This window comes from Apilactobacillus quenuiae, from assembly GCF_002994005.1.
GTDB classification, from domain to species: domain Bacteria; phylum Bacillota; class Bacilli; order Lactobacillales; family Lactobacillaceae; genus Apilactobacillus; species Apilactobacillus quenuiae.
Genome location: NZ_POSN01000002.1, coordinates 184,673 through 209,673, shown reverse-complemented (window position 1 = coordinate 209,673; position 25,001 = coordinate 184,673). Strand labels below are relative to the sequence as shown.

The following is a 25,001-nucleotide window of genomic DNA, read 5'->3' as shown; positions in this document are numbered from 1 at the left end:
AGAGATTTTTTGTTATAGTGGATTAAAAATTCAATTTTTTTATTTTATTATTAAACAGTTATATAATTAAATTATAGCAAAGCTATAAGAGGGTAATTAAAAATGGATAATGTACCATATGATAATTCTAAAAGTGTTATTAATAAGCCTTTAGATATTATATTAAAATCAATCTGTTCATTGATAGGAATAATGCTAATCTCTGTTGGTGCTACATTTTTATTAGAAGGACATATTGGGATGGATCCCTTTACTGCAATGAATACAGGAATATCTAATAAGTTAGGTATGTCACTGGGTGTTTTGCAACTAATAGTTAATTTTATTCTATTTATTTTTGTACTAATTTTCGATAGAAAACAAATTGGTATTGGGACGATATTTAACATGTTATTAGTTGGATATGAAATTGATTATTTCTCGGGATTATACCAATATTTATTTCATGGAAATCTTAGTATCCCAATGATGATTGTTGATGCAGTTGTTGGAATTGCTTTGTTTACATTAGGCACTTCACTTTATATGTCTACTAAACTAGGGGTTTCTCCATATGATGCAATTGCACCAATTATATCTGATAAGATTCATGTAAAATATCAAATTGTTAGAAGTGCTCAAGATATAGTGATAATGATAGTTGCTATATGTTTTGCTGGACCATTTGGAATTATGACTCTATTTACTGCATTTTTTGCGGGATCATTAATTAACTTTTGGAATAATACAGTTAGTCGTAGAATCATGATTCATATTGATCATTTTAGCGAAAGACCTAGCATACATAATGTATCGGGTGGATTATTAGAATTAGGTAAAAATGGTTACAATATTGTGCTACATGCTTATCAAAACACCTATACTATGCAAAAAAATATGTCTGGATATTCTGAAGCAGAGATTGAAGAATTAATTAATCGAACTAATGATAATATTAGAAAAAATGAGCAGGTTTCTATAATTTTGCAAAAAAGACTAGATTCATTAAAAGAAGAACTAGATAATAGAAAGCAGAGACATAATAATAAATAATTCTTGCATTTTAATAATATATTGGTTAGAATAACTATAATAAATAAACGAATATTAGGAGGTTTAATCATGACGATTGTTTGTAGACTTGAGACTATGAAACGAGATAATAATAATTTCTTCTTTAACATTACTAGCTGTTAAGTATAGTACGCAGAAGAAATTATTTCGTTATGATTCAAACTTCGAGCACTAGAAAAATAGCTGGTAACAGTTATTCTTTCTGGTGCTTTTTTATCGCACCAGTTAGAAATAACTGGTGCGATTTTTATTTGTTTATTAAGATGGGGGGATTTTATGAGTTTACTTTCAAAGGTGAATCGTAAGACATCATTATCTAAATTCATTGATCGAGATGAAAATTTAAAGAGAACTATTGGTACAAAAGATTTAATAATGATGGGTATTGGAGCAGTTATTGGAACTGGAATTTTTATTTTACCAGGGACAGTTGCTGCGACTACAGCTGGTCCAGGAATTATACTTTCTTTTGTTTTAGCAACTATTGTATGTTCACTTTGTGCAATGTGTTATGCAGAATTTTCTTCAGCATTGCCAATTGCTGGTAGTGCTTACTCATTTGGTAATGTTATTTTTGGTGAACTAACTGGTTGGGTAATAGGTTGGGGATTGATTCTTGAATATATGTTATCGGTTGCCACTGTTTCAGCTGGTTGGTCAGCATATTTACAGTCGTTTTTACGAAATTTTGGAATTGTGATTCCAAAAGCAATTTCTGCAAACTATAATCCACATAAAGGTACATACGTTGATATAATTGCTATTTTAATTGTTGTATTCATCTCATGGATTTTGACTAATAATGTTAAATCATCTGCAAAATTAAATGATATTATGGTATTAGTAAAAATTGCTATTATTATTATATTTGTAGTTGCAGGTTTAATTTTTGTTAAACCAGGTAATTGGAATCCATTTTTACCATTTGGTATTCATGGTATTTTTAAAGGCGCATCTTTAGTATTTTTTGCTTATCTAGGTTTTGATGTAATTGCTTCTTCAGCTGGGGAAGTTCAGAAACCAGAAAGAACGATGCCAATTGGAATTATTGGGACATTATTAATCTGTACAGTTTTATATATACTAGTTTCAATTGTTTTGACAGGAATTGTTCCTTATACAGATTTAAATGTATCTGATCCAGTTACTTATGCATTACAAGTTATTCATTTAGATAAATTAGGCATTTTAATATCAATGGGTGCTTTAGCTGGAATGTTTACTATGATGATTAATATGATTTATAGTAGTTCTCGTTTAATATACTCTATTGGTAGGGATGGATTATTGCCGCAAAAATTAAGCAAAATTAATAAGAAAAATAATGTTCCTAAGCGTAGCATTATCTTTGTTACTATTATTATTGCTTTCATGGGTGGCTTAGTTTCATTAGACAAATTAGCTAGCTTAGTTAATATTGGAACGCTAATCGCTTTTACTTTCATGTCAATTGGAATTATTCCACTTAGGAAAAGACAAGATATTAATAATAAAAATGGCTTTAAAGTACCATTTTATCCAATTTTGCCAGTCGTATCTGCTTTAGCATGTATCTACTTATTGACTCAATTGTCATTAGACACATGGTTAACAGCGATTGTATGGTTTATAATTGGGTTAGTAATTTACTTTGGATATGGTATTAAGCATAGTCGTACTAATAATGAAAAATAAATTATAAATATAATTTGGGAGTTTTGAAAATGGAAAAACAACATAAAACGTCAGAAAATGTTGTAAAAGGTATTTTCTGGTCATCAATGGCTTCGACCCTTTGGGGTATTTCAGGTGTTATTATGCAATTCGTTGCACAAAATGAAGCTGTTCCAACAACTTGGTTTATTTCAGTAAGAACGTTATTTGCTGGAATCCTATTATTGATTATCGGTGCATCATTTGTTGGAAAACATATTTTTGATGTATTTAAATCAAAAGAATCGATTATTAGATTATTTATATATGCTATTTTTGGTTTAGCTGTTAATATGTCAACATTCTATGTAAGTATTCAAGAGGGTAATGCTTCTACTGCAACTATTCTGCAGTATTTAGCTCCGGTATTCATTGTTTTATATGGATTAATATTTTTACACAAGAAACCACTTAAGGCTGATATTATTTCATTCTTATTTGCTTTAGTTGGGGTATTCATGATTATTACTAAAGGTAGTTTTAGCGAACTATCTGTACCAATGATTGCGGTAGTATTTGGTTTGTTTTCAGCTGTTTCAGCAGCTATTTATTATTCAGTTCCTAAGCCTTTAACTCAAAACAATTCACCATTTGTTGTTTTAGGATGGGGGACTTTAATTGCTGGAATTGGTTTTAACCTTTACCATCCATTCTGGACTGATGCTCCAAAGATTAATCCTGGTATTGTTTTTGGTATTGGTGGAGTTATTTTAATTGGGACTATTTTTGCTTTCTCGTCAGTTCTATATAGTTTGAAATTTGCACCATCTGAAGTTTCAAGTATTGTTGATGCTGTTGAACCAGTTGTTACAATTATTCTAAGTATCATCGTATTTAAACAAGTCCCAAGTTTCTTTGAAGCATTAGGTGCAGTTATCATTATTGTATCTATTTACTTCTTACAAAGATCACATCAAAAACGTGCTAAAAAAGCTCCTGATATTAGATAGTTTTGAAAGGCCATTCAAAGGATGGCCTTTTTTTAATGGTTTATTTAATATAAATATGATAATGTATTTAATGTACGATTTATTTTATAAAAATAGTTAATGACACGTTTTATACATATATTTATTGAGGTGTAATTATGAATAATGAAAAAGGTGTTTTGGAAACAAACGTTTTAAAGGGGATATTTTGGGCATTTATTGCATCTGCTCTTTGGGGTGTTTCTGGAACTGTACTTCAATTTGTTTCACAACAAGAAAAATTGGAAGCAAATTGGTTTTTATCTACTAGAACTATGATTGCTGGAATAATTTTGCTAATTATTTCTGCAATTGTTTATAAAGGACATATATTTAATGTATTTGGCTCATTTAAATCATTTTTATGTATTGTTGCTTATGGAGTGTTTGGAATTGGAGCTAATTTATACACATTCTTTATGAGTGTACAAACTGGTAATGCCGATGCTTCAACTATTTTACAATATTTGTCGCCGCTATTTATTTTATTAGGCTCGATGATTTTCCAAAAAAGAAAGCCATTACCAATTGATGTAATAGTTTTCGTAATTGCAATTTCTGGAATTGTCTTATCTTTAACTCAAGGTGACTTTAGTAAATTATCTATTTCAATGGAATCATTAATTTGGGGAATCTTTTCTGGTGTTACTGCTGCTTTATATGTAGTTTTACCCAGACCAATCGTTAAGACTAGTTCGCCAATGGTCATTTTAGGATGGGGAACTTTAATTGCTGGAATTATTTTTAATATTAGACAACCTTTATGGATTAATGCTCCGCATTTAACTACTGGTATTGTTTTAGGTGTTGGTGCAATAATATTACTTGGGACAATTTTGCCTTTTATAATCTTATTACATTCATTAAATTTTGCGCCCTCAGAAGTGGTTAGTTTGGTTGATGCTACTCAACCAGTAGTTACATTTATTTTAAGTATTATTTTCTTTAATACAGGAATTAATATAATTAAAATTATTGGGGCTTTATTAGTAATTTTAGCAATCTTTGTTCTACAAAATTCACATCGTAAATTAACAATTGATAAGCATAGCGAAGAATAGATTAATTTAAGTTGTATCTGAAATTTTTCGGGTACAACTTTTTTTATGTTATATTATTAATATATTATTTTTTAATTTTAAAGATTGAGGAAGTTATTGTTTATGAAAAAAGCAATAAAAATATTATGGCCTTATTTACTGATAACACTAGTTGCAATCTTAATTCTACTTCCACAAATTGTGACGGGCTCTTATATTTTGGGTGTTGATTCAATTTTTCATATGAATCGTTTTTATGAAGCAGCAATGCAGATAAAAACAGGCCATTTTAGTTACTTCTTATCTATTTATGGATACCAACAATCAGGAAGAATCATTAACGCACTATATGGTCCATTAGCTGCATATTTTAATGGTTTACTTTTAATAATTGCTGGTAATTGGGTAAGATTTCAAATTTTGTCATCATTGTCAGTGATGGTTCTTGGTGGATCATTAATGTATCATTTATCTATACGAACAAGAATTAGAAAGATTTATTCTTTAATTGTAGCAATTATTTATATGTTATCTTATGTTGTAATGGGATGGGTAATTGGAAATCAATTTACTGGTCTAGCAGCTGCAATTCTACCCTGGCTATTAAATGCTGGATTCGATATGGTTGATTATAAAAAAATTAACCTTTTGCGTCTGGCGTTACCTATGACCTTTATGTTGCAAACACATATTATGACTAGCTTGATTGGTGCACTTGCACTGATACCATTTTTCATTTTTGGCTACTTAGAAACTGATAATCGAAAAGCTATGTTGCTTAATTTTATTTATTCAGTTTTAATTACGCTTTGCTTAACTGCCAATGTTTGGTATGGCATGATTCAAATTGATTTTACAAATCACGCGCTTCCAGTTGCACCACAACTAGATATGCATGCTGATTCAATTTCATTTTTTGGTAAAAATGTATTTGTTTTGCCATCTATTTATTCACTAATATTAATTTTAACTACTATTTATTTTGCATCTAATTGGAAAAAAATTTCTACATATCGTCGTATTATTTTTATTACAGGAATTTCGTTTTTTTGGATTTCATCGACATTTTTTCCATGGCAATTTTTAGACGATAAATTTCCAAGTATTTCCTATTTAATTCAGATGCCTCGTCGATTCACTGTAATTACATTTGTTCTTTTAATCATTTGTTTTGGCATTATGATTAATGATTCTTTCAAAAATAAAATACTTAATTATTTAAAATATTTAAGTCTATTTGTAATTGTTATTTTAATATCATTGAATGCTGCAAAGTCTGTTCAGCGAGGAGTTAAAGATTATTTTTCACCAGAAGTAGTGCAAAATAATTATAACCTGCATTATCATACTTATGATACTAATAGTATTAGAAAAAGTTTGTCTGATAAAGATACAGGTAAGGTATTGAAGTATTTGACTAAAAGTACTCCTGATTACTTACCGGTTCAATATGAAGTGACACCCTTTAATTATTTTAACTACCATCCATATGGTAGTTATACTGAACAAATAGTTGATTATTCTGGCAATGTTAAAAAATATGTGAATAGATACGGACATCTAATTTTAACTTGGAACAGTAATAATAATAATAATATACAATTACCTATTTTAAAATATAAAGATAGTAATATTATTTTAAATGGGAAACATATAAATAATGTATCTTTGACCAATATTGGTAGTGTAATTGTTAAGCCTAGATTAGGGTATAATCATTTGGAACTTTATTATCATGGATCTAAATTATTAATTATGATGCTTTGGATTACTGCTATTAGTTGGGTAATATTAATCTTATATACAATTTTTAAATATTCATATAAATTAAAAAAGGCGCTATAAAAGCGCCTTTTTATAATTTATTTTTTACTATTACGTTCTTCAATTTCTTGATTAATGTTCTTATTATGCTTAAGTTTTGGAAATACCCATTTATCAGCTGCTTCAATTAATATCCCATTGCATGCTACGGAAAAAATAGTTCCAATACCAATTGAATCTACGTGGCCCAACTTAATTGCACAAAGTATAATAATTATAATTGGTGGAGTCATATCTAGTAACTGAGATTTAATGGCACTACCTTTTAAAAACTTAAAGCGTAGAATATTAGAAGTATCATCATTTGGGTGCATAAATATATTTGCTCTTTGATATAATGAAATGGCGGTACAAAAACAGATAACTCCTATTAATGCCATTGGAATTCTAATCCAAATAGAAGTATCAGCCCACCCCCATGCTCTAAAAATACTAGTAAAAATATTTATAAAATAACTAAAACAGGTAATAAATATAATTTCTTCAATGAAACGAAAAACATCAATTCTGCCAATTAATATTTGATTAGTAACAGCATTAATGACTCCTAAAATGAAGATTAAAGTTCCAACTTCAATTCCAAAGATTTCATTCATATTAACAGCTGATGCAGTCCAAATACCTGAACCACTTGCTGATATAATAGTTAATGAGTTTCCAAATGCATTGAGAATTAATCCAAAAATTAAAGCAAAAATTCTTGTTCTTAACGTATTAACAGAACTAATAATTAACATCTCCTAATATTGTTTAACTAAATTCTATACTATCACAATAAAAGATAGTTTTTATAAAAAATTATAAAGGATGATTAAATGAAGGGTAAATATAAAGTAACAAGATATAAAGGAGTACCTATTGATAGTGATGCTTCCGGTAATTATGTAATAAAAAAAGATAATCATAACGATTTTAAGCTACATGATTGGCGAACCGGCAAGCATACAAAGGGTAATTATAAGTCATTGGGTCAAATTTTTTTAACCGAGAATAATATGATGATAGCAGTGATTGCCACTTATCCAGTTAAATTTAATAGGCGGCATAATTTTACACCTTTACAAAGATTTACTAGTGAGTATATTTCAAATGATATTTTAGATGAAGCTAAAAAAAGACTTGATGAATAAAACCATCAAGTCTTTTTTATTGGCGTTTTATTGCCAAGTTGAGCTTAAAAATAAGTTGAGCTTTGTAGTTAAAGCGTCGAAAAAATTAATTAGATAAAGAAACTAGTTCTTTAGTAACTTTTCGGCATTTGCAGCGACTTCGTCGTTTGACATGTCCAAGTATGGGTGCATCTTAGCTTCAGTCTTCATTGTATCTCTGCCATCAGCTTCCATGTAGTGATCCCAAAGAGCATCTCTAACTGGTGTTTTATCGTCTTTATTAGCCCAGTCAAATTCTTTATTCATAGGTGTATCTAATACACGTTCTCTTTCTTCTACTTTTTCTTCTGCAGTTTCTGCCATAATTAATTCCTCCTTAAAATTTAGCTCAATTCCTATTATAGTTCTATTGAACTAGTATGTGAACATATATACTCAAAATTATCATAAAAAATAAATGAATTAATACTTCATTTGTGATGGCTTGCATTTATTAATAATTTCGTATATATTTTTAAATATAATAAAGTGAGGCAAAAGTGATGAGAGATAAGTTTGCAACAAAGAATAAAATTGTTAATGGAATGTTTGAATTACTTAAAACGACGCCATTTGATGAGATTAATGTGAAAGACATCTGTTCTCAAGCTGATGTTTCACGAATGACCTATTATCGTAATTTTCATAACAAAAAAGATATTATTATTTATCGTTTTGATAGTTCATTTACAACTTTCGTTCAAAGATTAGCATCTAGTCATTCACATAATTTATCTGACATTGCGACTATTTTCTTTGAAATTGTAAAAGAAGATCAAGATATGATGGAAATGATTATTAATAATAAACTTTCAATGATCTTACTTGAAAGGCTAAAATATTATATATCTGATTTAATCGATGAAGACGTTTTAGAAACTAGGGAAGAATCTTCAAAAATGCTAGTATCCTTGATAGCAGGAGGATTAACAGAAATTATAATTACATGGACTGAAGATGGAATGTCTGAACCGGTTCAATCATTGGTTATTTTTGTTTCCAAGTATATGCATTTTAAAATTAATTAATTAAATAAAAAAAGAGTTCTTAGATTAATCTAAGAACTCTTTTTTATTTTTTATCTAAACATTAACCTTCAACAGGAGTAACGTTAGCAGCTTGTGGGCCACGGTCGCCTTCTTCAACGTCCAATGTAACCTTTTCGCCTTCATCTAAAGTCTTGAAACCTTCTTTGTTGATAGCTGAGAAGTGAACGAATACGTCACCATCATCAGTAGTGATGAAACCGTAACCCTTATCAGCGTTGAACCATTTAACTGTACCTTGTTTCATAATATGAAACCTCCATAAAATCGCACTAGACGTGCTTAAATTCCAATGTATCATAAAGCCTGAATCAAGGAAGTTATTTCATAAAACTATAAAACAAGTAACCTTAGAAACTCGAACCTCTGTAACACATTAGTTAATAATATACCCTATAGATCATTTATTGTCAAACAAATTTTAAAATGAATTTTATTATGAAAAAATATTAAAATTCCATTGACAAAAAATTAGAAAAAGATGAGAATGATTAACAACAAATTAATAAAATTACTAGGGGGTTATCTATTTGGATATTTTTAAAGACAGATTATTATCAATTGAGAACGTAAATACGTCATTCAAAATGGACGGAAAATTCTATTCTGCAATTAAAAATATTAATTTAAATATTAACAGAGATGAGATTCTATCAATTGTTGGAGAATCTGGTTGTGGCAAATCTACACTTGCTGAAACAATTATGGGTTTACTAAATCCAGAAGAAGCTAAAGTAAGCGGGAAAATATATTTTAACAAAAAAGACTTGATTCAGATGGATGAAAAAGAACTTAATACATATCGCGGAATAAAAATTGGGATGATTTTTCAAGATCCTTTATCTGCTTTGGATCCACTTAAAAGAATTGAAGAACAGGTTGCTGAATCATTGCTATATCATACTAATGAGACAAGTGGTGAAAGACATAAACGAGTTCTTTATTTACTAAACAAGGTTGGTATTGATAAACCTGATTTAATTGCTCATGAATTTCCACATCAATTATCTGGTGGAATGAGACAAAGAGTCGTTATTGCAATGGCAATTGCTTGTGAACCAGACCTAATAATAGCTGATGAACCTACAACAGCTTTGGATGTAACGATTCAAGCACAAATTTTAGATTTATTGAAAAAAATTCAATCAGAAAATCATTGCGGAATTATTTTAATTACTCATGATTTGGGGGTTGTTGCTGAAACAGCTGATCGAGTAGCCGTTATGTATGCAGGCCAGATTGTCGAATTGGGTGATGTTAAACAAGTTTTTAATAATCCTAAGCATCCATATACCAGATCACTACTTAGATCAATGCCACAAAATAGTACGATTGATGATCATTTATATGTAATTGAAGGTAGTGTTCCATCATTAAAAAAGATGCCTACTGATGGAGACTTATTTGCACCAAGAATTCCTTGGGTTCCTATGAGTGAGCATGAAGAACATCCTAAAATGCACGAATTGGATTCAGGTCATTGGGTTCGTTGTACATGTTATAAAAATTTTTATTTTCCAGATAAAGATGGGAGTGCAGTTTAAGTATGAAAGATAGTCCAATTTTATTGAAAGTAAAAAATTTAAGAGTTCATTTTCCAGTTCGTGGTGGTTTTTGGAATCGCATTATTGATAAGGTAAAAGCGGTTGATGGGGTTTCTTTAACCATTAGAAAAGGTGATACTTATGGATTGATTGGTGAATCAGGATCAGGGAAATCAACTACCGGAAAAGCAATTGTTGGTCTCCAAGATGCAACTAAAGGACATATTTCATTTATGGATTCTGATGTTACTAAGAAGTCTGCTCGTAAGAAAATGAATTACAATCATGATGTTCAAATGATTTTTCAAGATCCAGAATTGAGCTTAAATCCTGAAAAAAGAATTTTTGATATCATTGCGGAACCATTAAGAAATTTTGAGCATCTTAACAATGAAGAAGAAAAAATTAAGGTGCTTAAGTTATTAGAAATTGTAGGTTTAGGACCAGATTCATTATATAAATATCCTCATCAATTTTCCGGAGGGCAGAGACAAAGAATTGGAGTTGCAAGAGCTGTTGCAACTAATCCCAAACTAATTGTTGCTGATGAACCAGTATCGGCCTTAGATTTATCAGTTCAGGCTCAGGTCCTTAATTTTATGAAAAAGATTCAAAAAGAATTTGATATTTCCTATTTATTTATATCTCATGATTTAGGTGTGGTTAAGCATATGTGTAATCATATTGCGATTATGAACAGAGGTAGGATTGTTGAAATAGGAACGAGAGAAGATATTTATGAGCATCCCTTACATATATATACTAAGAGATTATTAGCTTCAATTCCTGAAGCAGATGTAAATAAACGTGAAGAACATCATAAAAATCGTTTAGAAGTTGAAAAATATTATGAACAGAATAAGGATAAATTTTATGACGAAAATGGAGAAGCATTACCATTAATTCAAATTACAGATACACATTTAGCAGCTATTCCTAAAAACATGAAGAAAGGATGAATTTTACATGTGGAAAACCATTCTTAGAAGACTGTTGATTATGATTCCAGAACTAATTATTTTGAGTGTTTTAGTTTTTATTTTATCAAAGCAGTTACCAGGAGATCCCTTTACTGGATCAATAAATCCTAAAGCATCAATGGGACAAATTCATCATTTAATGAAAATAAATGGATTGTATGATCCATGGTATCAACAATATTGGCATTGGGTTGTTCATTTATTACACGGAGACTTAGGTAACAGTTATGAATATCAAGAACCAGTTACAGCAATTATTGGTTCAAGAGCAATTAATACCTTTTGGTTAGCATTACTCACTATGATTATGACTTATGCAATTGGATTGCCAATGGGATTATATGCTGGCCGTCATGAAGGTAAACTTCAAGATGCATTGGTTAGAATTTATTCATATGCAACGATGTCTGTTCCATTCTTTGTAGTTTTGGTTATTGGTTGTTGGATTTTTGGATATGGATTAAATATTTTTCCAACTAGTGGTTCGGTTGCTCCTAATGCAACAGGTTTCTTCCCAGTATTACTTTCAAAATTTTATCACATGATTTTACCGGCAACTTTGGGGGCATTGTTTGCTACTTCAAGTATTACTCAATATTTAAGATCAGGTGTTATTGATGCTAAGAATTCTAATTATGTAAAAACTGCTCAAGCAAAAGGTGTTTCAATGAATAATATTTACAAACACCATATTATGAGAAATGCAATGCTACCAATTGCAGCATTCGCTGGTTATTCAATTACTGGATTACTTGGTGGATCACTATTTACAGAACAAATCTTTTCTTATCCAGGGATGGGACTATTATTCTTAAATGCTGTTAATTTTAGAGATTACACAGTAATGACAGCTTTAGTATTATTATATGGATTCCTTAGTTTATTAGGGACATTATTATCAGATATAGCTTTAAGTATAATCGATCCAAGAATTAGAGTTGAATAGAGAGGAGTGCCTTAATTTGCAAGAAGTTGAATCGAAAGATATAAATTTAAAAAAATTAGAAGCAGAAGCGAAAGCTAATTCTACCCCTTCATCTTTTAAGTTGATGTTTAACGAATTTAAGTCAGACAAAATGGCGATGATTTCATTAATATTAGTTTCTTTATTTATTCTATATGTAATTATTGCATCATTCTTTATTAATACATCTAATATGATGTCGACTAATATTATGAATTACTTTGCCAAACCATTTACCCCCGATTTCTGGTTAGGGGCGGATGCTGGTGGAAGATCAATAGCTAAACAATTAATAGTAGGTTCTAGAAATTCTATTTTAATTGCGATTGGTTTAACAGCTATATCTTCTTCAGTAGGAATTGCTTATGGCTTAATATCAGGTTATTTTGGTGGGATTACCGATTTAGCAATGCAAAGAGTTTATGATTTTATGATGATTATTCCTTCTTTCATGATCATCATTGAAATTGTCAATATTATTCCTAGTTATAATGCAATTAGTTTAACCTTGATTCTTTCAATGTTTTATTGGATGGGAACATCTAGGCTAATTCGAGCTCAAACCTTATCAGAATCAAATAAAGATTATGTGCAAGCTTCAAGAGCATCTGGAACTAGTACATTAAAAATAATTTTTAAGCAAATCATGCCCAATGTCTCATCATTAATTATTGTAGATACAACGATTTCATTTGCTGAAAATATTGGAGTTGAAACTGGACTTTCATATTTAGGTTTTGGTTTACCAATGGGCACACCATCATTAGGAACATTAATTGCTAATGCTAATGATGCAGATAACATTACAACTTATTGGTGGACATGGTTACCAGCAACAATTGAAATTATCGTTTTATGTTTAGCAATTAGTTATATTGGAGCTGTATTAAGAAGAGCAACCAATGCTACGCAAAGAAGAAGTACTAAATAATATTTAAACATTTAAAGGTGGTGATATTTTTATTATAATTTGATGTTCTTATTTTATATTATGGAGGTTTTTATTATGAAAGGATATAAAAAATGGCTAGCTGCCGGTATTACTATGGTATCTGCAGTTGCGCTTGCCGCTTGTTCAAATAGTGATAATTCAGAAGTTAAGTCGGGTTATAAACCATCTGTAAAAATGGATGCATCTTATAATAATAAAGCGAAGAGTTCTTCTACATATAATAATGGAACCCTGAAAGTTGCCGAATATAGTTCTTCACCATTCACGGGTGTTTCGCTATCATCATTGGAAACAACAACTGAGGATGCAGATGTTTATTCTCCAGGAACAATCTCTCTATTTAACACAGATAATAAATGGAGGATTAGCAAACTTAAAATTGGATAAGAAATCTAAGACTGCTACTATCAATATTCATAAGGATGCTAAGTGGTCTAATGGATCACCTGTTATTGCTAAGGATGTTGAATATGCTTATGAAATTATCGCATCTCCTAAGTCCACATCTCAACAATATTCAGATGATTGGACAGCAATTAACGGAATGGAAGCTTTCCATACAGGTAAAGCCAAAACTATTTCAGGTATTACTATGCCAAAAGGTGAAAAAGGTAATGTTGTTAAAATTCAATACAATAAATTTGCCCCTGCTTTGAAGTTTGGTGGGAATTCATTTATGTGGCAGTCAGTTGAACCATATGAATATTTAAAAGATGTTCCAATTGATAAATTAGGAGCTTCAAAACAAGTTCGTAAAGATCCAATTTTTGTAGGACCATATAAATTAAGCAAACAAGTTACTGGTGAATCTACTTCTTGGGTTCCAAATAAATATTACTATGGTAAAAAAGCACAAATTAAACATATTACTATTCAAGTAGTAAACCCTAATAATTTTTATAGTTCATTGAAAGATAAACAATTTGACTTTTCAGTTAGTGGTGGTGTTAGTTCAGAATATCCTAAAGTTAAATCGTTAAAAGACTATGCCACAGTAGGAACAGTAGGAACTGGTTACGACTTCCTTTCCTTTAATTTAGGACATATGGACACTAAAACCCAAACTAATGTGATGGATAAAAATGCTAAAATGTCTAATCTTAAATTAAGACAAGCTATGATGTATGCATTAGACATTGGCGCTTTAAGAAAGAAATTTAATAATGGATTAGCATGGCAACCTAACTCATTAATTTCTCCATATTATAAAAATTACTATAATGCTAAATCGCCTCGTTACACTTTAAACTTAGCTAAAGCTAACAAATTGTTAGATGAAGCTGGATACAAGAAAAAAGGTAAGTGGCGTATTCAACCAAATGGGAAACCATTAACTATTAATTATGGTACTAGTACAGGAACTCCTGCTTCTGAAGCACAAGACAATTATTATCTACAACAATGGCGTAAAATTGGTTTGAATGTTAATTATGCCACTGGACGTCCTATGGATGGTAATAAGCTAATTGCAATTACTTTAAAACCTAAACAAAATCAAGTGGATGTTTATGATGGTGGATTTTCAGTTGCATCAGAACCTACACCAACAGGTTTATATGGTAAATCTTCTCCATTTAATTCATCCCATTTTGTAACTAAAAAGAATACTGAATTTATGAGTAATATGAACAATAGTAAAGCATGGAACGATTCATATCGTACAAAGCAATTTAAAGATTGGCAAACTTACATGCAAGAACAGGCAGCGTATGTTCCTGTTGCTATGTCAATGTCCTGGAAACCAGTAAATAAACGTGTTAAAGGATATGATTCTACGCCAACTGTTAATGAATTTTGGAGCAAGCTATCACTTACAAGTTCTGATACAGAATAATTAAATAGGTAAAAGAGTTTTATAAATCCCCCAATTTATATATACTTATTCCCTATAAAAACAAGATAACACTCTTAAGTTAACGCTTAGGAGTGTTATTTTTTAATTAAATCATTTAGAATTATTAACACAAGCAAATTAAGGAGACATAATAATATATGAAAACATTAGTAATCGTTTCACATCCTGAATATGATAATTCAATGACTGAATCATTTTTAAATCAATGTCAAAATGACATTGAGGAGGTTGATTGGCTAGTTCTTGACCATTTAGAAAACAATTATGAATTTGATGTAGATGAAGAACAAAAACGATTAGTTAAATATGATCGAATTCTATTTCAGTTTCCTATGTATTGGTATAGTTCGCCAGCATTATTAAAAAAGTATGAAGACGATATTTTCACTAGAAGTTTTACTTATGCTAATGAAGATGGAAAATTAAAGGATAAAGAATTAGGCATCATTACCACTTTAGGAGAACCGTTAAAAAACTATACTGTTGGTGGTAGTGAGGGCTTTAGTATTAATGAAATATTAAAGCCATATCAAGCTTTAGCTTTCAAAGCAGGAATGAAATTTATAAAACCTTTTACGGTTGACCAATTTGCATATATGACTGATGATGAAAAGAGTAAACTATTGGTGGATTATCGTAATTATCTAACTAACGAAGATATTAATGGCTTTGGTAGCAAACAACGCTGGTATTTATCACAATTAAAGCAATTAAGAAATAATTTAAGTTCAGAAAAACAAGCAAAATTAGATATCATTATTGATTATCTACAAGATAATTACGACCGTCTTGATGAAATTAAATGGGAATTAGACATGATTAAGAAAGAGGAAGACTAATAATGGAAGAAAATGCTTGGTTAAATCAAGAAGTTAATAATTTAAAAAAAGGTGAAACCAGTTTCAAACTACTTTCTATTTTAGAGGGAACTAAATCGTTAGCTGCTGAGCAATCAAAAAGATTACAGCAAGCACAAGATGAATTAGATGGAAGAACTTGGAGTCCAGATAAATGGTAGATAAAAAGCCAATCTTTATGATTGGCTTTTTATCTACCATTTTTATTTATGACCAATGATTAATTGGACCAAATTTATGTCCAATTTCAATACCATTTTTGATAGCTCGATCTACATATTCATCAGCAATGCGAATTGCTTGTTCAATATCTGTGCCTTTAGCAATTTCAGCAGTAATTGCTGCTGACAAAGAATCACCAGTGCCATTTTTATGAGTAGTATCATAAAATGGACCATCAATCCAAAAGTATTTACCAGATTCTAATAATACATAGTCTCTCACTTTATCAGTTTCACCAGCAATATGTTTTCCTTTAATAATGACATTTTTGGCACCCATTTTTATTAGTTCTTTGGCTGCTTGTTTTATATCTTCATCTGATTTAATTTTTTTATTAGTTAATTTTTCAGCTTCGTAGAAGTTGGGTGTAACTACAGTTGCTAATGGAAGCAATCTTTCTTTCAAGGTTTCCAAAGCATCCGGTTTTAATAGCATGTTGCCATGTTTGGTAACAATTACAGGATCAACAATTAGTGGACCAAAATCGTATTTTTTATAATTATCAACAACAATATTAATCATGTTAGTATCATCTAACATGCCAGTCTTAGCTGCTTTAATTTTAAAGTCATCAGCTAAGTCTTTAAATTCTTGGTTAATAAAGTGTTCAGGCATTATCACACTGTCATGAATTCCATAAGAATTACCAGCAACACAAGCAGTTATTACCGATGTTCCATAAGTTTTTCTTACAAAGAAAGTATGCAAATCAGCTTGCATTCCAGCACTACCATCACTGTCTGAACCTGCGATTGTTAAAGCTTGCGGAAATTCATTTACCATAAATAAACACACCCTTGATATTTAAATTAATAACATTCTAACATAAACTTGATAAATTCAATCATTATATATATAATAATATTTGATTAAGACTAATTTGCGTTAAATGTCGTTATTGTATTATAATGACATGAGTTAAGTTTTTAGATAAAGGAGTAATTGAAATGAGAGCTTGTCATCCAAATGGTGTACAAGGACGTCGTCCAATTAACACCAGCAAACGTAATAAAAAACAAAAAGAAGTAGCTGACTTAAGAAAATTCTTGAAGTCATCACCTGCTAAATAAATTTTTAGAGACTCAGTATTTGACTGAGTCTTTTTTTGTATATATAAGGAGAAATTAAAGATGGCTAAGAAAAAATACTATGCGGTTAAAAAGGGTAGAAAACCAGGCATTTATAACTCTTGGGCAGAAACTCAAAAGCAAGTAAGCGGTTTTTCAGGTGCACAGTTTAAAAGTTTTTCTACTAAAGAAAAAGCGCAATTATTTATAAAACCCAATGATTCTAAGAGACCTAATAAAATTAGTGAAATCATTATTTATACCGATGGTGGTTCCAGAAATCATGGTAATAAATTAGGTCAACATGTAAAAAGTAATGATTCAGCAGCTTGGGCATATTTAATTAATAATAATGGTCAAAAATATTCTAATTCTGCTGGTGAGTTTGGTGCCACTAACAATAAAATGGAAGTTTTAGGACTAGTAAATGCATTAGATTATTTGAACAAAAAAGATTTAAATAATTGTAATATTGACGCTATTTTAGATTCTAAATATGTATTAAATGCTATTAATAATAAATGGATATATGGATGGAAAAAGCGTGGTTGGCGTAAAAGTAATGGTGAAGTTATTAAAAATAAAACTGAGTTTATTGAACTAGATAGCTTATTATCTAAGTTTCCCAATATTCATTTTTATTGGACGAAAGGTCATTCTAATGATGAAGGCAATAATTTTGTGGACCATTTGCTAAATAAAACAATGGATGATTTAGAGAATGGCAAAAAAATGAATTTAAAACAGCTAAATGAAAATAAAACTTCAGATACTATAAAAAGTAAAAATAAAATGAAAAATACAGACAATTATATTGATAAAGAAAAATCAGTTAATAATATAGAAAACAATTTGAAACAAATGGGATTTTTTAGTTAATTTTATTATTGTGATATAATTAATTTTAAATACATGAAAGTGGGACCTTTAATGAAAACTGAACGACAAAAGATGACTGATGGTGAATCTTATGAACAATTTGACGAAGAACTACAAGCCCGTCGCCGTTTTATTCGTAAACAATTAAAAATGATTTCTAAACTTGATGATAATGGAAAACAAAATTCTCTTGTTTCTCAATTATTAGGTAGTTGTGGAAAGAATCTTTGGATTGAAGATGGACTAGAATTTGATTATGGATATAATATTCATATTGGAGATTCATTTTATGGAAATTATCATTTAACATTACTGGATACTTGTCCAATAACAATTGGTGATAATTGTTATTTTGGTCCAGATGTTGGATTGTATACGCCAGTTCATCCTATTGATCCAGACCAAAGAAAAGCGGATGTTGAATCTGGAAAACCAATAACAATTGGCAATAATTGTTGGTTTGGTGGCCATGTTACGGTATTACCAGGTGTTACGCTAGGTGAAAATGTTGTTGTTGGTGCTGGATCGGTTGTTACAAAATCTTTTGGTGATAATGTTGTTTTAGTAGGAAATCCCGCACGCGTAATCAAAACAGTAAAATAAACTATAAATCCCTTACCTAAAGCATTTTACATATTTTCTTATTTGTGTATAATATAATTGATATGTAAATATAAAATTAACTTATTTTGTATAACCTTAACAAAGCTGTGCAAATAGTTATTCGTAATTACGAATCACTTTTTGGCAGCTTTTTGCGTAAAATGGGTTTATAAATATCATGAATATCATGAGGAGGATTACTATTTTTAAAAGTAAAAATATTGACAAATTAGTCTTTATTCCTACTGTAATTTTATTCTTTGCAGTTTCCATTTTTCTAATGATCGGTGGATCTTCACTACAGGGAGTTTTACAAACCGTCCTAAACTGGGTAACTGGTAACATGGGATGGGGATATATGTGGATTTACATAATTAATTTTATTTTCTTCGGGTACTTAATATTTTCCAAATATGGAAATATTCGTTTAGGTGCTGCTGATGAAAAACCTGCATATAGTAACTTCCAATGGGGTAGTATGGTTTTTGCCACAGCAATTGATGCAAGTATCTTAATGTTAAGTATGGTTGATCCTTTAAGATATGTTCAAAGCCCTGAAGGCAATGTTAAACCATTTTCTGAAACTGCTTATAATTTGGCACATATGTATGGTCAATATGATTGGGGACCTATGGCATGGTTAATGTTTGGAGCTCCTACAATTGCAATTGGTTATATGATGTACAATAAAAAACGTAAAATTCAATCATTAAGTGATGCAATTACCATTCTAGATGGTGACTCACTTTGGAAGAATGTTGCTAAAAAGATTGTAAACATTTTGGTTGTATTTGGTATTATGGGGGGTGTAGGTGCCTCCGTTGGTTTAGAAATTCCTATTATATCAAATGTATTAAGTTCTTTAACCGGACTACCAGATAATTTATATATGAAAATAGGATTATTCTTTGTTCTATTTGTTATTTTCTCTGCTGCTGTATTTAAGGGACTTAATGGTGGAATTGATAAATTAAGTAATGCTCATATTTGGACAGCTATTATTTTCTTAGCAATTGTACTTTTATTAGGACCAACTGTTTATATTCTGAAATCTGAAACAAATAGTGTTGGGGTATTAATTCAAAAATTTATTCCAATGAGTTTAAACACGGTGCCTAATGGTAATCCTAGTATTGAACAACAAGAAACCATCTTCTATTGGGGTTGGTGGTTATCTTATATGCCATTTATGGGATTGTTTATTGCGAAGTTATCACGTGGTCGTACCATTCGCCAGGTCTTAGTAGGGATGCTTACTTATGGTGCCTTAGGTTGTATGAGTTTCTATGCAGTTTTAGGTGGATATTCATTATGGCTACAAAAGACGGGAACTGTTGATTTAGTTCATATCTTAAATACGCAAGGACAGGCTGCCGTTATTTCAGCAGTTGTAGGGTCATTGCCAATGAAATACTTAATGTTTGCTATTTATTTCTTGTCTTGTTTTGTATTCTTGGCAACTACTATCTCTTCATCAGCATTTGTTCTTTCATCCTTTACTAGTTTACCTTTAAAACCTGGTAAAGAACCTAGTCGAGTTAATCGAATGACCTGGGTAGTGGTTTTCATTATCTTCTCCTTTAGTTTGGTATTAGTTGGTGGATTTGAAACTGTTCAGACATTCTGTACACTAGCAGGATTTCCATTAATGTTTGTATGTATCTTGATTATTATGTCAGTCTTTAAAATGATTAGACAGGATAAATCAATTATTAGTACTAAAAGTTATATCAATCGCAGACGTCGTAAGAAGATTGCTACTGCCGAAAGAAGAAGTGCTATTAAAGGTAAATTAATCTTGTGGCCTAAAAATACAATTAATAAAAAACATAAATAAAAATAAAAGAAGCACTTATTAAGCAAATTAATAAGTGCTTCTTTTATTTTTATGGTAGTATTTATATATTATTTAAATATCGGAGGTATCAACATGACGGAAAAGATTATTGTTCCTAAAGAATTCGAAAACTATTTGAGACCCTCATTAGAAGAAAAGGGTTTTGAAGTTATTTCATTGATTAGTGAAAATGAAAAAGCAATCTTAGAACATAAGGATGCTTCAGGAATTGTAGTTAACACTTCTCCTTTATCTAAAACTATTTTAGATCAAATGCCTAATTTAAAAGTTATTTCCCGTTTTGGAGTTGGTTATAATAATGTTGATTTAGATTATACTAATAAAAGAGGCATATATGTAACTAATACACCTGCAGGCAATGAAATATCAGTTGCTGAAAATGCTGTAACTGATATGTTATTAATATCCAAAGATTTATACAATGTATCTCAACATATGCGTAATGGCGATGATGCATATGCCTTTGATAATCCTTCAAGAGATTTAAAAGGAAAAACAGTTGGGATTATTGGCTATGGTAATATTGGACAATATGTGGCTAAGTTGTTATCTAGCTTTGGCGTTAATATTTTGATTTGGAATCGCACTAAAAAAGAATCTTCATATGGTAAATTTGTGGAGTGGGATGAACTACTTAAACAATCTGATTTTGTTACATTACACATTCCAGCGGTTAAAGGAACGATTGGTTCTATTAATAAAGATTCATTTAAGATGATGAAAAATTCAGCGTATATTATAAACTTCGCTCGTGGAGCTGTTATTAATCAATCTGATTTAGTTAGTGCTTTAAAAAATGGTGAAATTGCCGGAGCTGGTTTGGATGTTTATGAAAAAGAACCACTACCAATGAACAGTGAATTAAGAAAATTAGACAATGTATTTTTGACACCACACAGTGCAAGTAATTCAATTGAATCATTTACTAAAATTGCTAATATGGATGTTAGTGAAATCAATAAAGTTCTAAATGGTGAAAAACCTAATCATTGTGTAAATGGATTAGAATAAAAAAATAACCACTGACAGTTGTTAGTGGTTATTTTTTAGCTTAAAAGTTTAATTTATATTTTTCATCGATGGCATCATCTTGTGATGTTAATATTTTAGGACCATCTTTTGTAATTGCAATAGTATGTTCATATTGAGCTGAATTAGTTCCATCAGCAGAAACATAATATGTCCAGTCGTCCTTTTTATCGTAACGATCAGTGATTTCCCAAGTTCCCAAGTTAACCATAGGTTCAATAGTAATAGTCATACCTTCTTTTAGACGAAGACCTTGTCCTTTTTCACCGTAAGCTGGAACATTTGGCTTTTCATGCATAGTAGGTTGAATACCATGGCCAATTAGTTCACGAACATCACCCATATGATTTTTATTTTCAATATAGTCTTGGCAAGCAAAACCAATATCGCCTAAACGGTTACCAATAACAGCTTGGTCAATACCACGATATAAAGCATCATGACAAACTTGCATTAATTTTTCATCTTCTGCTGACATTTTACCAACTTTATAAGTCCAGCATGAATCACTTTCGAATCCATCTTTGTTAACAGTCATATCAACTTTTAAGACATCGCCTTCTTTTAATAAAAGGCCTTTACGTGGGATTCCATGAGCTACTTCATCGTTGATTGAAACACAAGTAGCAAATTTGTATCCATCAAATCCCTTTTCTGAAGGAGTTGCACCATGTTCAGTGATATATTTGTTAGCAAATTCTTCAATTTCCCAAGTATCTAGTCCTGGTTTAATTATTTTTCTTAGTCCTTTGTGGACACCAGCTAAAACAGCACCTGATTTAGCCATCATTTCAATTTCTCTTGGTGATTTTAATGTAATCAAAATAAATTCTCCTTTGATATTGAATAATGAATCTATATCTCTAATCTACTACATTTTGGATGATTTGGCTAATTATAATAATTAATGTAATTTTTTAGATTTTCTAGTATCATAATAATAGAAACAAGGGAGGAGTTTTTTCTTGAGTAAAACAGCAAGAACCAATGTTATATTAATAATTATTACAATTATTGTTGCTTTTTTTGCCGTCTTTTTTGCAATTAGAAGTGATCGTATTATAAATAATAGTAAAACTAGTGGATCTTTTGGTAGTTATAATATTCCTACAATTTATGTTCATGGGATGCGCGGGTCTACTAAATCTACATCTCATTTAACAAAAATAGCTAGTCGTGATGGTGGACATAAAGCATTAGCTGTTTTTGTTGAAAAAGATGGAACGATTAACTATAAGGGAAACTTAAATTTAAAAACTAGTAAGCCATTAATTCAGGTTATATTTAAGAAAAAATTTACACCAGTGAAGCAGCAAACTAAGTGGCTTCATAGAATTTTCAAAAGATTGAAAGATCATTATGGATTTAGTGCATATAATGCAGTTGGTCATTCAACAGGAGCAATAGCTATCCTTGAAACAGTAGCAAAGCATAATAATGATAAAGATATGCCTAAATTACAAAAATTTGTATCTATTGCAGGACCATATGATGGCATTTTAACTATCAATGATCGTCCGAACACTAATTACATTAATAGTAACGGGAAACCAAGTATTATGTATCCAGCTAATAAATGGTATCCAGCATATACATCATTATTGAATGACTGTAAAGATTTCCCTACTAATGTAGAAATATTAAACATCTATGGAAATGATAATAGTAATACAAACTCTGATGGGATTGTTTCTACTTCTTCTGCTAGATCAATGAAATATTTAATTTCTAAGCGAGTGAATGACTATCAAGAAATTCCAATTTATGGATATAATGGTCAGCACTCAATGCTTCACAATAATATTGTTGTTGATCATATTATTTCTCGCTTTTTGTTTGATCGAAATTAAAAGCAAGATATTTTACTTATTTTATTTTTGGTATAGAATTGATATTGTTATTAAATTATAAACATTCTAAACTGGAAGGTGAAATTTGTGAAAAACTATGATTTAAATGGAAAGTCTTATAATCGAGTCCTTTTTGTTTTTATTATGTTGTTAGGTAGCTTTACGATGTCGATTAGTCAATCTTCTATTTCGACAGCATATCCAACATTGATGCAATTTTTCGGTATTGATGCATCTACAGTTCAATGGTTAACTACTGGGTTTATGTTAATCATGTGTGTCATGATGCCAGTTAGTCCTTGGCTATTAAATAATATAAAGTTTAAGCAATTATTTTTAATGATATTGGCAATCTTTGATGTTGGCACTTTGATTGTTGTTATTGCGCCTAATTTTTCGATTATGATGTTAGGACGTGCACTAGAAGCAGTTGCCGTTGGAATTTTATTTCCTTCTTATCAATCAGTCTTACTTTATATTACCCCTGAAGCAAAGCGTGGTTCAACGATGGGGTATGCTGGACTGATTATGGGTTCTGCACTTGCTTGTGGACCGATTCTTTCAGCAGTTGTTTTACATTTTTCTGCATGGAGAGGCTTGTTTATAGTATTTATGGTTATTATCAGTATACTATTTGTAATTTCTTTATATGCAATTAAAGATGTTATGCCACAAAGAGAAAGTCATTTAGATATTACATCTGTTATTATGTCATTTGGTTTAATTGGTATTTTGTATGTAGTAAATATGATTGGTAAAGCTAATATTGATTTAACGATAGCTTTAACTATATTGATTGTAAGTATTTTAATGATTGTTGTATTTGTATTTAGACAATTTAAAATTAAACAACCATTATTACAGTTAAGAGTATTAAAGAGCTTTAATTATGATTTATCAATTGGATTGACTGGAGCATCTTATATTGCTTTAATCGTAGTTACAGTTATTTTCCCATTGTATTATCAAAATGTTTTAGGTGTTTCTAAAACCATCTCAGGTTTAGCATTAGCACCAGGAGCTATTTTATTAAGCTTATTAAATCCAATTACTGGTAAGCTAGCTGATAAAATTGGCTTTAAACGTGTAATGCTGATTGGTATGATAATGATACTAATTGGTTGGGGAACATTAAGTGTTGTTGGTGCTACAATTAATTTAGTGCCAATGATGATCTTAGCAGCCTTAATTGAAGGTGGAAATGCTTTTGTTATGATGCCAGCGGTAACTATGGGAGCTAATTCATTGCCTAATGAATTTATTTCTGATGGGACGGCTGTTGTTAGTACCTTTAGACAAATTTTAGGATCAACTGGAGTGTTAGTTGCAACATTGATATTATCAAATGTTATGACTAATAATTTATCTAGTGGCATGAGTCATACATTGGCACAACAAAGCGGTTATCATGTCGTTTTCATTACGTTCTTTATAATTGAAGTTATTGGATTAATAATGGCTTTAATGTTAAAAAATACTAAAAAAGAAAAATAAAAAATTTATTAAAAAGCTTCTTAAACAATGTTTAAGAAGCTTTTTTGTATTGACTTATATTTCCATTAGTTTTAGT

Annotated in this window: 25 protein-coding genes and 1 pseudogene; 21 read left to right on the top strand and 5 right to left on the bottom strand. The window is 30.3% G+C overall.

What is annotated here, in order from left to right; all coding sequences use genetic code 11:
* Nucleotides 1-102: 102 nt before the first annotated feature.
* The 5 genes from C7N44_RS03460 to C7N44_RS03440 all read left to right on the top strand — a co-directional run bounded on the left by C7N44_RS03460 (nt 103) and on the right by C7N44_RS03440 (nt 6,598).
* Nucleotides 103-1,032 (top strand): YczE/YyaS/YitT family protein, encoded by a 930-nt coding sequence (locus C7N44_RS03460; protein WP_105956505.1) that lies wholly within the window; start codon nt 103-105, stop codon nt 1,030-1,032.
* Between the two features lie 297 nt (nt 1,033-1,329).
* Nucleotides 1,330-2,727 (top strand): APC family permease, encoded by a 1,398-nt coding sequence (locus tag C7N44_RS03455; RefSeq protein ID WP_105956504.1) that lies wholly within the window; start codon nt 1,330-1,332, stop codon nt 2,725-2,727.
* A gap of 29 nt (nt 2,728-2,756) precedes the next feature.
* Nucleotides 2,757-3,695, top strand: coding sequence for a DMT family transporter (locus tag C7N44_RS03450; RefSeq protein ID WP_105956503.1), 939 nt, complete (start codon nt 2,757-2,759; stop codon nt 3,693-3,695).
* Between the two features lie 137 nt (nt 3,696-3,832).
* Nucleotides 3,833-4,774, top strand: coding sequence for a DMT family transporter (locus C7N44_RS03445; RefSeq protein ID WP_105956502.1), 942 nt, complete (start codon nt 3,833-3,835; stop codon nt 4,772-4,774).
* Nucleotides 4,775-4,876: 102 nt separating this feature from the next.
* Nucleotides 4,877-6,598: a glycosyltransferase family protein gene (locus tag C7N44_RS03440; protein ID WP_105956501.1), complete on the top strand. Its 1,722-nt coding sequence runs from the start codon at nt 4,877-4,879 to the stop codon at nt 6,596-6,598.
* Between the two features lie 17 nt (nt 6,599-6,615).
* Here the strand turns inward: C7N44_RS03440 and C7N44_RS03435 are convergent, their stop codons facing one another.
* Nucleotides 6,616-7,314 carry a DUF6198 family protein gene (locus tag C7N44_RS03435; RefSeq protein WP_105956500.1) on the bottom strand — a complete coding sequence of 233 codons (699 nt, stop codon included), beginning with the start codon at nt 7,312-7,314 and terminating at the stop codon, nt 6,616-6,618.
* A 78-nt stretch (nt 7,315-7,392) separates the two neighbouring features.
* Here C7N44_RS03435 and C7N44_RS03430 point away from each other — a divergent pair, with 78 nt between their 5' ends.
* Nucleotides 7,393-7,707, top strand: a complete 315-nt coding sequence (locus C7N44_RS03430) for a DUF7671 family protein (RefSeq protein WP_105956499.1) — start codon at nt 7,393-7,395, stop codon at nt 7,705-7,707.
* A gap of 102 nt (nt 7,708-7,809) precedes the next feature.
* Here C7N44_RS03430 and C7N44_RS03425 read toward each other — a convergent pair whose 3' ends face one another.
* Complete coding sequence (locus tag C7N44_RS03425) at nt 7,810-8,049, bottom strand: P8 family protein (protein WP_105956498.1); 240 nt, start codon at nt 8,047-8,049, stop codon at nt 7,810-7,812.
* A 179-nt stretch (nt 8,050-8,228) separates the two neighbouring features.
* Here C7N44_RS03425 and C7N44_RS03420 point away from each other — a divergent pair, with 179 nt between their 5' ends.
* The gene (locus C7N44_RS03420; RefSeq protein ID WP_105956497.1) at nt 8,229-8,753 is read left to right on the top strand and encodes a TetR/AcrR family transcriptional regulator; all 525 of its coding nucleotides are present in this window, start codon (nt 8,229-8,231) and stop codon (nt 8,751-8,753) included.
* Between the two features lie 61 nt (nt 8,754-8,814).
* On the opposite strand, the gene C7N44_RS03415 is transcribed toward C7N44_RS03420, so the two are convergent.
* Entirely contained in the window at nt 8,815-9,018 is a 204-nt protein-coding gene (locus tag C7N44_RS03415) for a cold-shock protein (RefSeq protein WP_105956496.1), read from the bottom strand.
* A gap of 289 nt (nt 9,019-9,307) precedes the next feature.
* On the opposite strand from C7N44_RS03415, the gene C7N44_RS03410 reads away from it, so the two are divergent.
* The 7 genes and pseudogenes from C7N44_RS03410 (at nt 9,308) to C7N44_RS08060 (ending at nt 16,084) form a co-directional block, all read left to right on the top strand.
* On the top strand, nt 9,308-10,315 hold the full coding sequence (locus C7N44_RS03410; protein ID WP_191983094.1) for an ABC transporter ATP-binding protein: 1,008 nt from the start codon (nt 9,308-9,310) through the stop codon (nt 10,313-10,315).
* A gap of 2 nt (nt 10,316-10,317) precedes the next feature.
* Complete coding sequence (locus C7N44_RS03405; protein ID WP_105956495.1) at nt 10,318-11,274, top strand: ATP-binding cassette domain-containing protein; 957 nt, start codon at nt 10,318-10,320, stop codon at nt 11,272-11,274.
* A 7-nt stretch (nt 11,275-11,281) separates the two neighbouring features.
* Nucleotides 11,282-12,241 (top strand): ABC transporter permease, encoded by a 960-nt coding sequence (locus C7N44_RS03400; RefSeq protein ID WP_105956494.1) that lies wholly within the window; start codon nt 11,282-11,284, stop codon nt 12,239-12,241.
* A 103-nt stretch (nt 12,242-12,344) separates the two neighbouring features.
* Entirely contained in the window at nt 12,345-13,190 is an 846-nt protein-coding gene (locus C7N44_RS03395) for an ABC transporter permease (RefSeq protein WP_105956651.1), read from the top strand.
* 75 nt (nt 13,191-13,265) lie between these two features.
* Nucleotides 13,266-15,045 (top strand): annotated as a pseudogene (locus C7N44_RS03390) (ABC transporter substrate-binding protein).
* Nucleotides 15,046-15,203: 158 nt separating this feature from the next.
* Nucleotides 15,204-15,905, top strand: a complete 702-nt coding sequence (locus tag C7N44_RS03385) for an NAD(P)H-dependent oxidoreductase (RefSeq protein WP_105956493.1) — start codon at nt 15,204-15,206, stop codon at nt 15,903-15,905.
* A gap of 2 nt (nt 15,906-15,907) precedes the next feature.
* Nucleotides 15,908-16,084 carry a hypothetical protein gene (locus C7N44_RS08060; RefSeq protein ID WP_167387282.1) on the top strand — a complete coding sequence of 59 codons (177 nt, stop codon included), beginning with the start codon at nt 15,908-15,910 and terminating at the stop codon, nt 16,082-16,084.
* Nucleotides 16,085-16,130: 46 nt separating this feature from the next.
* Here C7N44_RS08060 and thiD read toward each other — a convergent pair whose 3' ends face one another.
* Nucleotides 16,131-16,928, bottom strand: coding sequence for a bifunctional hydroxymethylpyrimidine kinase/phosphomethylpyrimidine kinase (gene thiD / locus C7N44_RS03380; protein WP_105956492.1), 798 nt, complete (start codon nt 16,926-16,928; stop codon nt 16,131-16,133).
* Between the two features lie 164 nt (nt 16,929-17,092).
* Between thiD and C7N44_RS08135 the strand changes: the two genes are divergently transcribed.
* From C7N44_RS08135 to C7N44_RS03360, 5 genes are all read left to right on the top strand, one after another.
* The gene (locus tag C7N44_RS08135) at nt 17,093-17,215 is read left to right on the top strand and encodes a hypothetical protein (RefSeq protein ID WP_263851150.1); all 123 of its coding nucleotides are present in this window, start codon (nt 17,093-17,095) and stop codon (nt 17,213-17,215) included.
* A gap of 60 nt (nt 17,216-17,275) precedes the next feature.
* Nucleotides 17,276-18,091, top strand: coding sequence for a ribonuclease H family protein (locus tag C7N44_RS03375; RefSeq protein ID WP_105956491.1), 816 nt, complete (start codon nt 17,276-17,278; stop codon nt 18,089-18,091).
* Nucleotides 18,092-18,142: 51 nt separating this feature from the next.
* Nucleotides 18,143-18,694, top strand: coding sequence for a sugar O-acetyltransferase (locus C7N44_RS03370; protein WP_105956490.1), 552 nt, complete (start codon nt 18,143-18,145; stop codon nt 18,692-18,694).
* A gap of 187 nt (nt 18,695-18,881) precedes the next feature.
* On the top strand, nt 18,882-20,531 hold the full coding sequence (locus C7N44_RS03365) for a BCCT family transporter (protein ID WP_105956650.1): 1,650 nt from the start codon (nt 18,882-18,884) through the stop codon (nt 20,529-20,531).
* Nucleotides 20,532-20,624: 93 nt separating this feature from the next.
* Complete coding sequence (locus C7N44_RS03360; RefSeq protein ID WP_157945025.1) at nt 20,625-21,563, top strand: phosphoglycerate dehydrogenase; 939 nt, start codon at nt 20,625-20,627, stop codon at nt 21,561-21,563.
* Between the two features lie 40 nt (nt 21,564-21,603).
* Here C7N44_RS03360 and map read toward each other — a convergent pair whose 3' ends face one another.
* Nucleotides 21,604-22,404, bottom strand: coding sequence for a type I methionyl aminopeptidase (map, locus tag C7N44_RS03355; RefSeq protein WP_105956488.1), 801 nt, complete (start codon nt 22,402-22,404; stop codon nt 21,604-21,606).
* A 142-nt stretch (nt 22,405-22,546) separates the two neighbouring features.
* Between map and C7N44_RS03350 the strand changes: the two genes are divergently transcribed.
* Both C7N44_RS03350 and C7N44_RS03345 read left to right on the top strand, forming a co-directional pair.
* A complete protein-coding gene (locus C7N44_RS03350) occupies nt 22,547-23,431 on the top strand; it encodes an alpha/beta hydrolase (protein WP_105956487.1) in 885 nt (294 codons plus the stop codon).
* Nucleotides 23,432-23,575: 144 nt separating this feature from the next.
* Nucleotides 23,576-24,925 (top strand): MFS transporter, encoded by a 1,350-nt coding sequence (locus tag C7N44_RS03345; RefSeq protein ID WP_105956649.1) that lies wholly within the window; start codon nt 23,576-23,578, stop codon nt 24,923-24,925.
* The last annotated feature ends 76 nt before the right edge of the window (nt 24,926-25,001 follow it).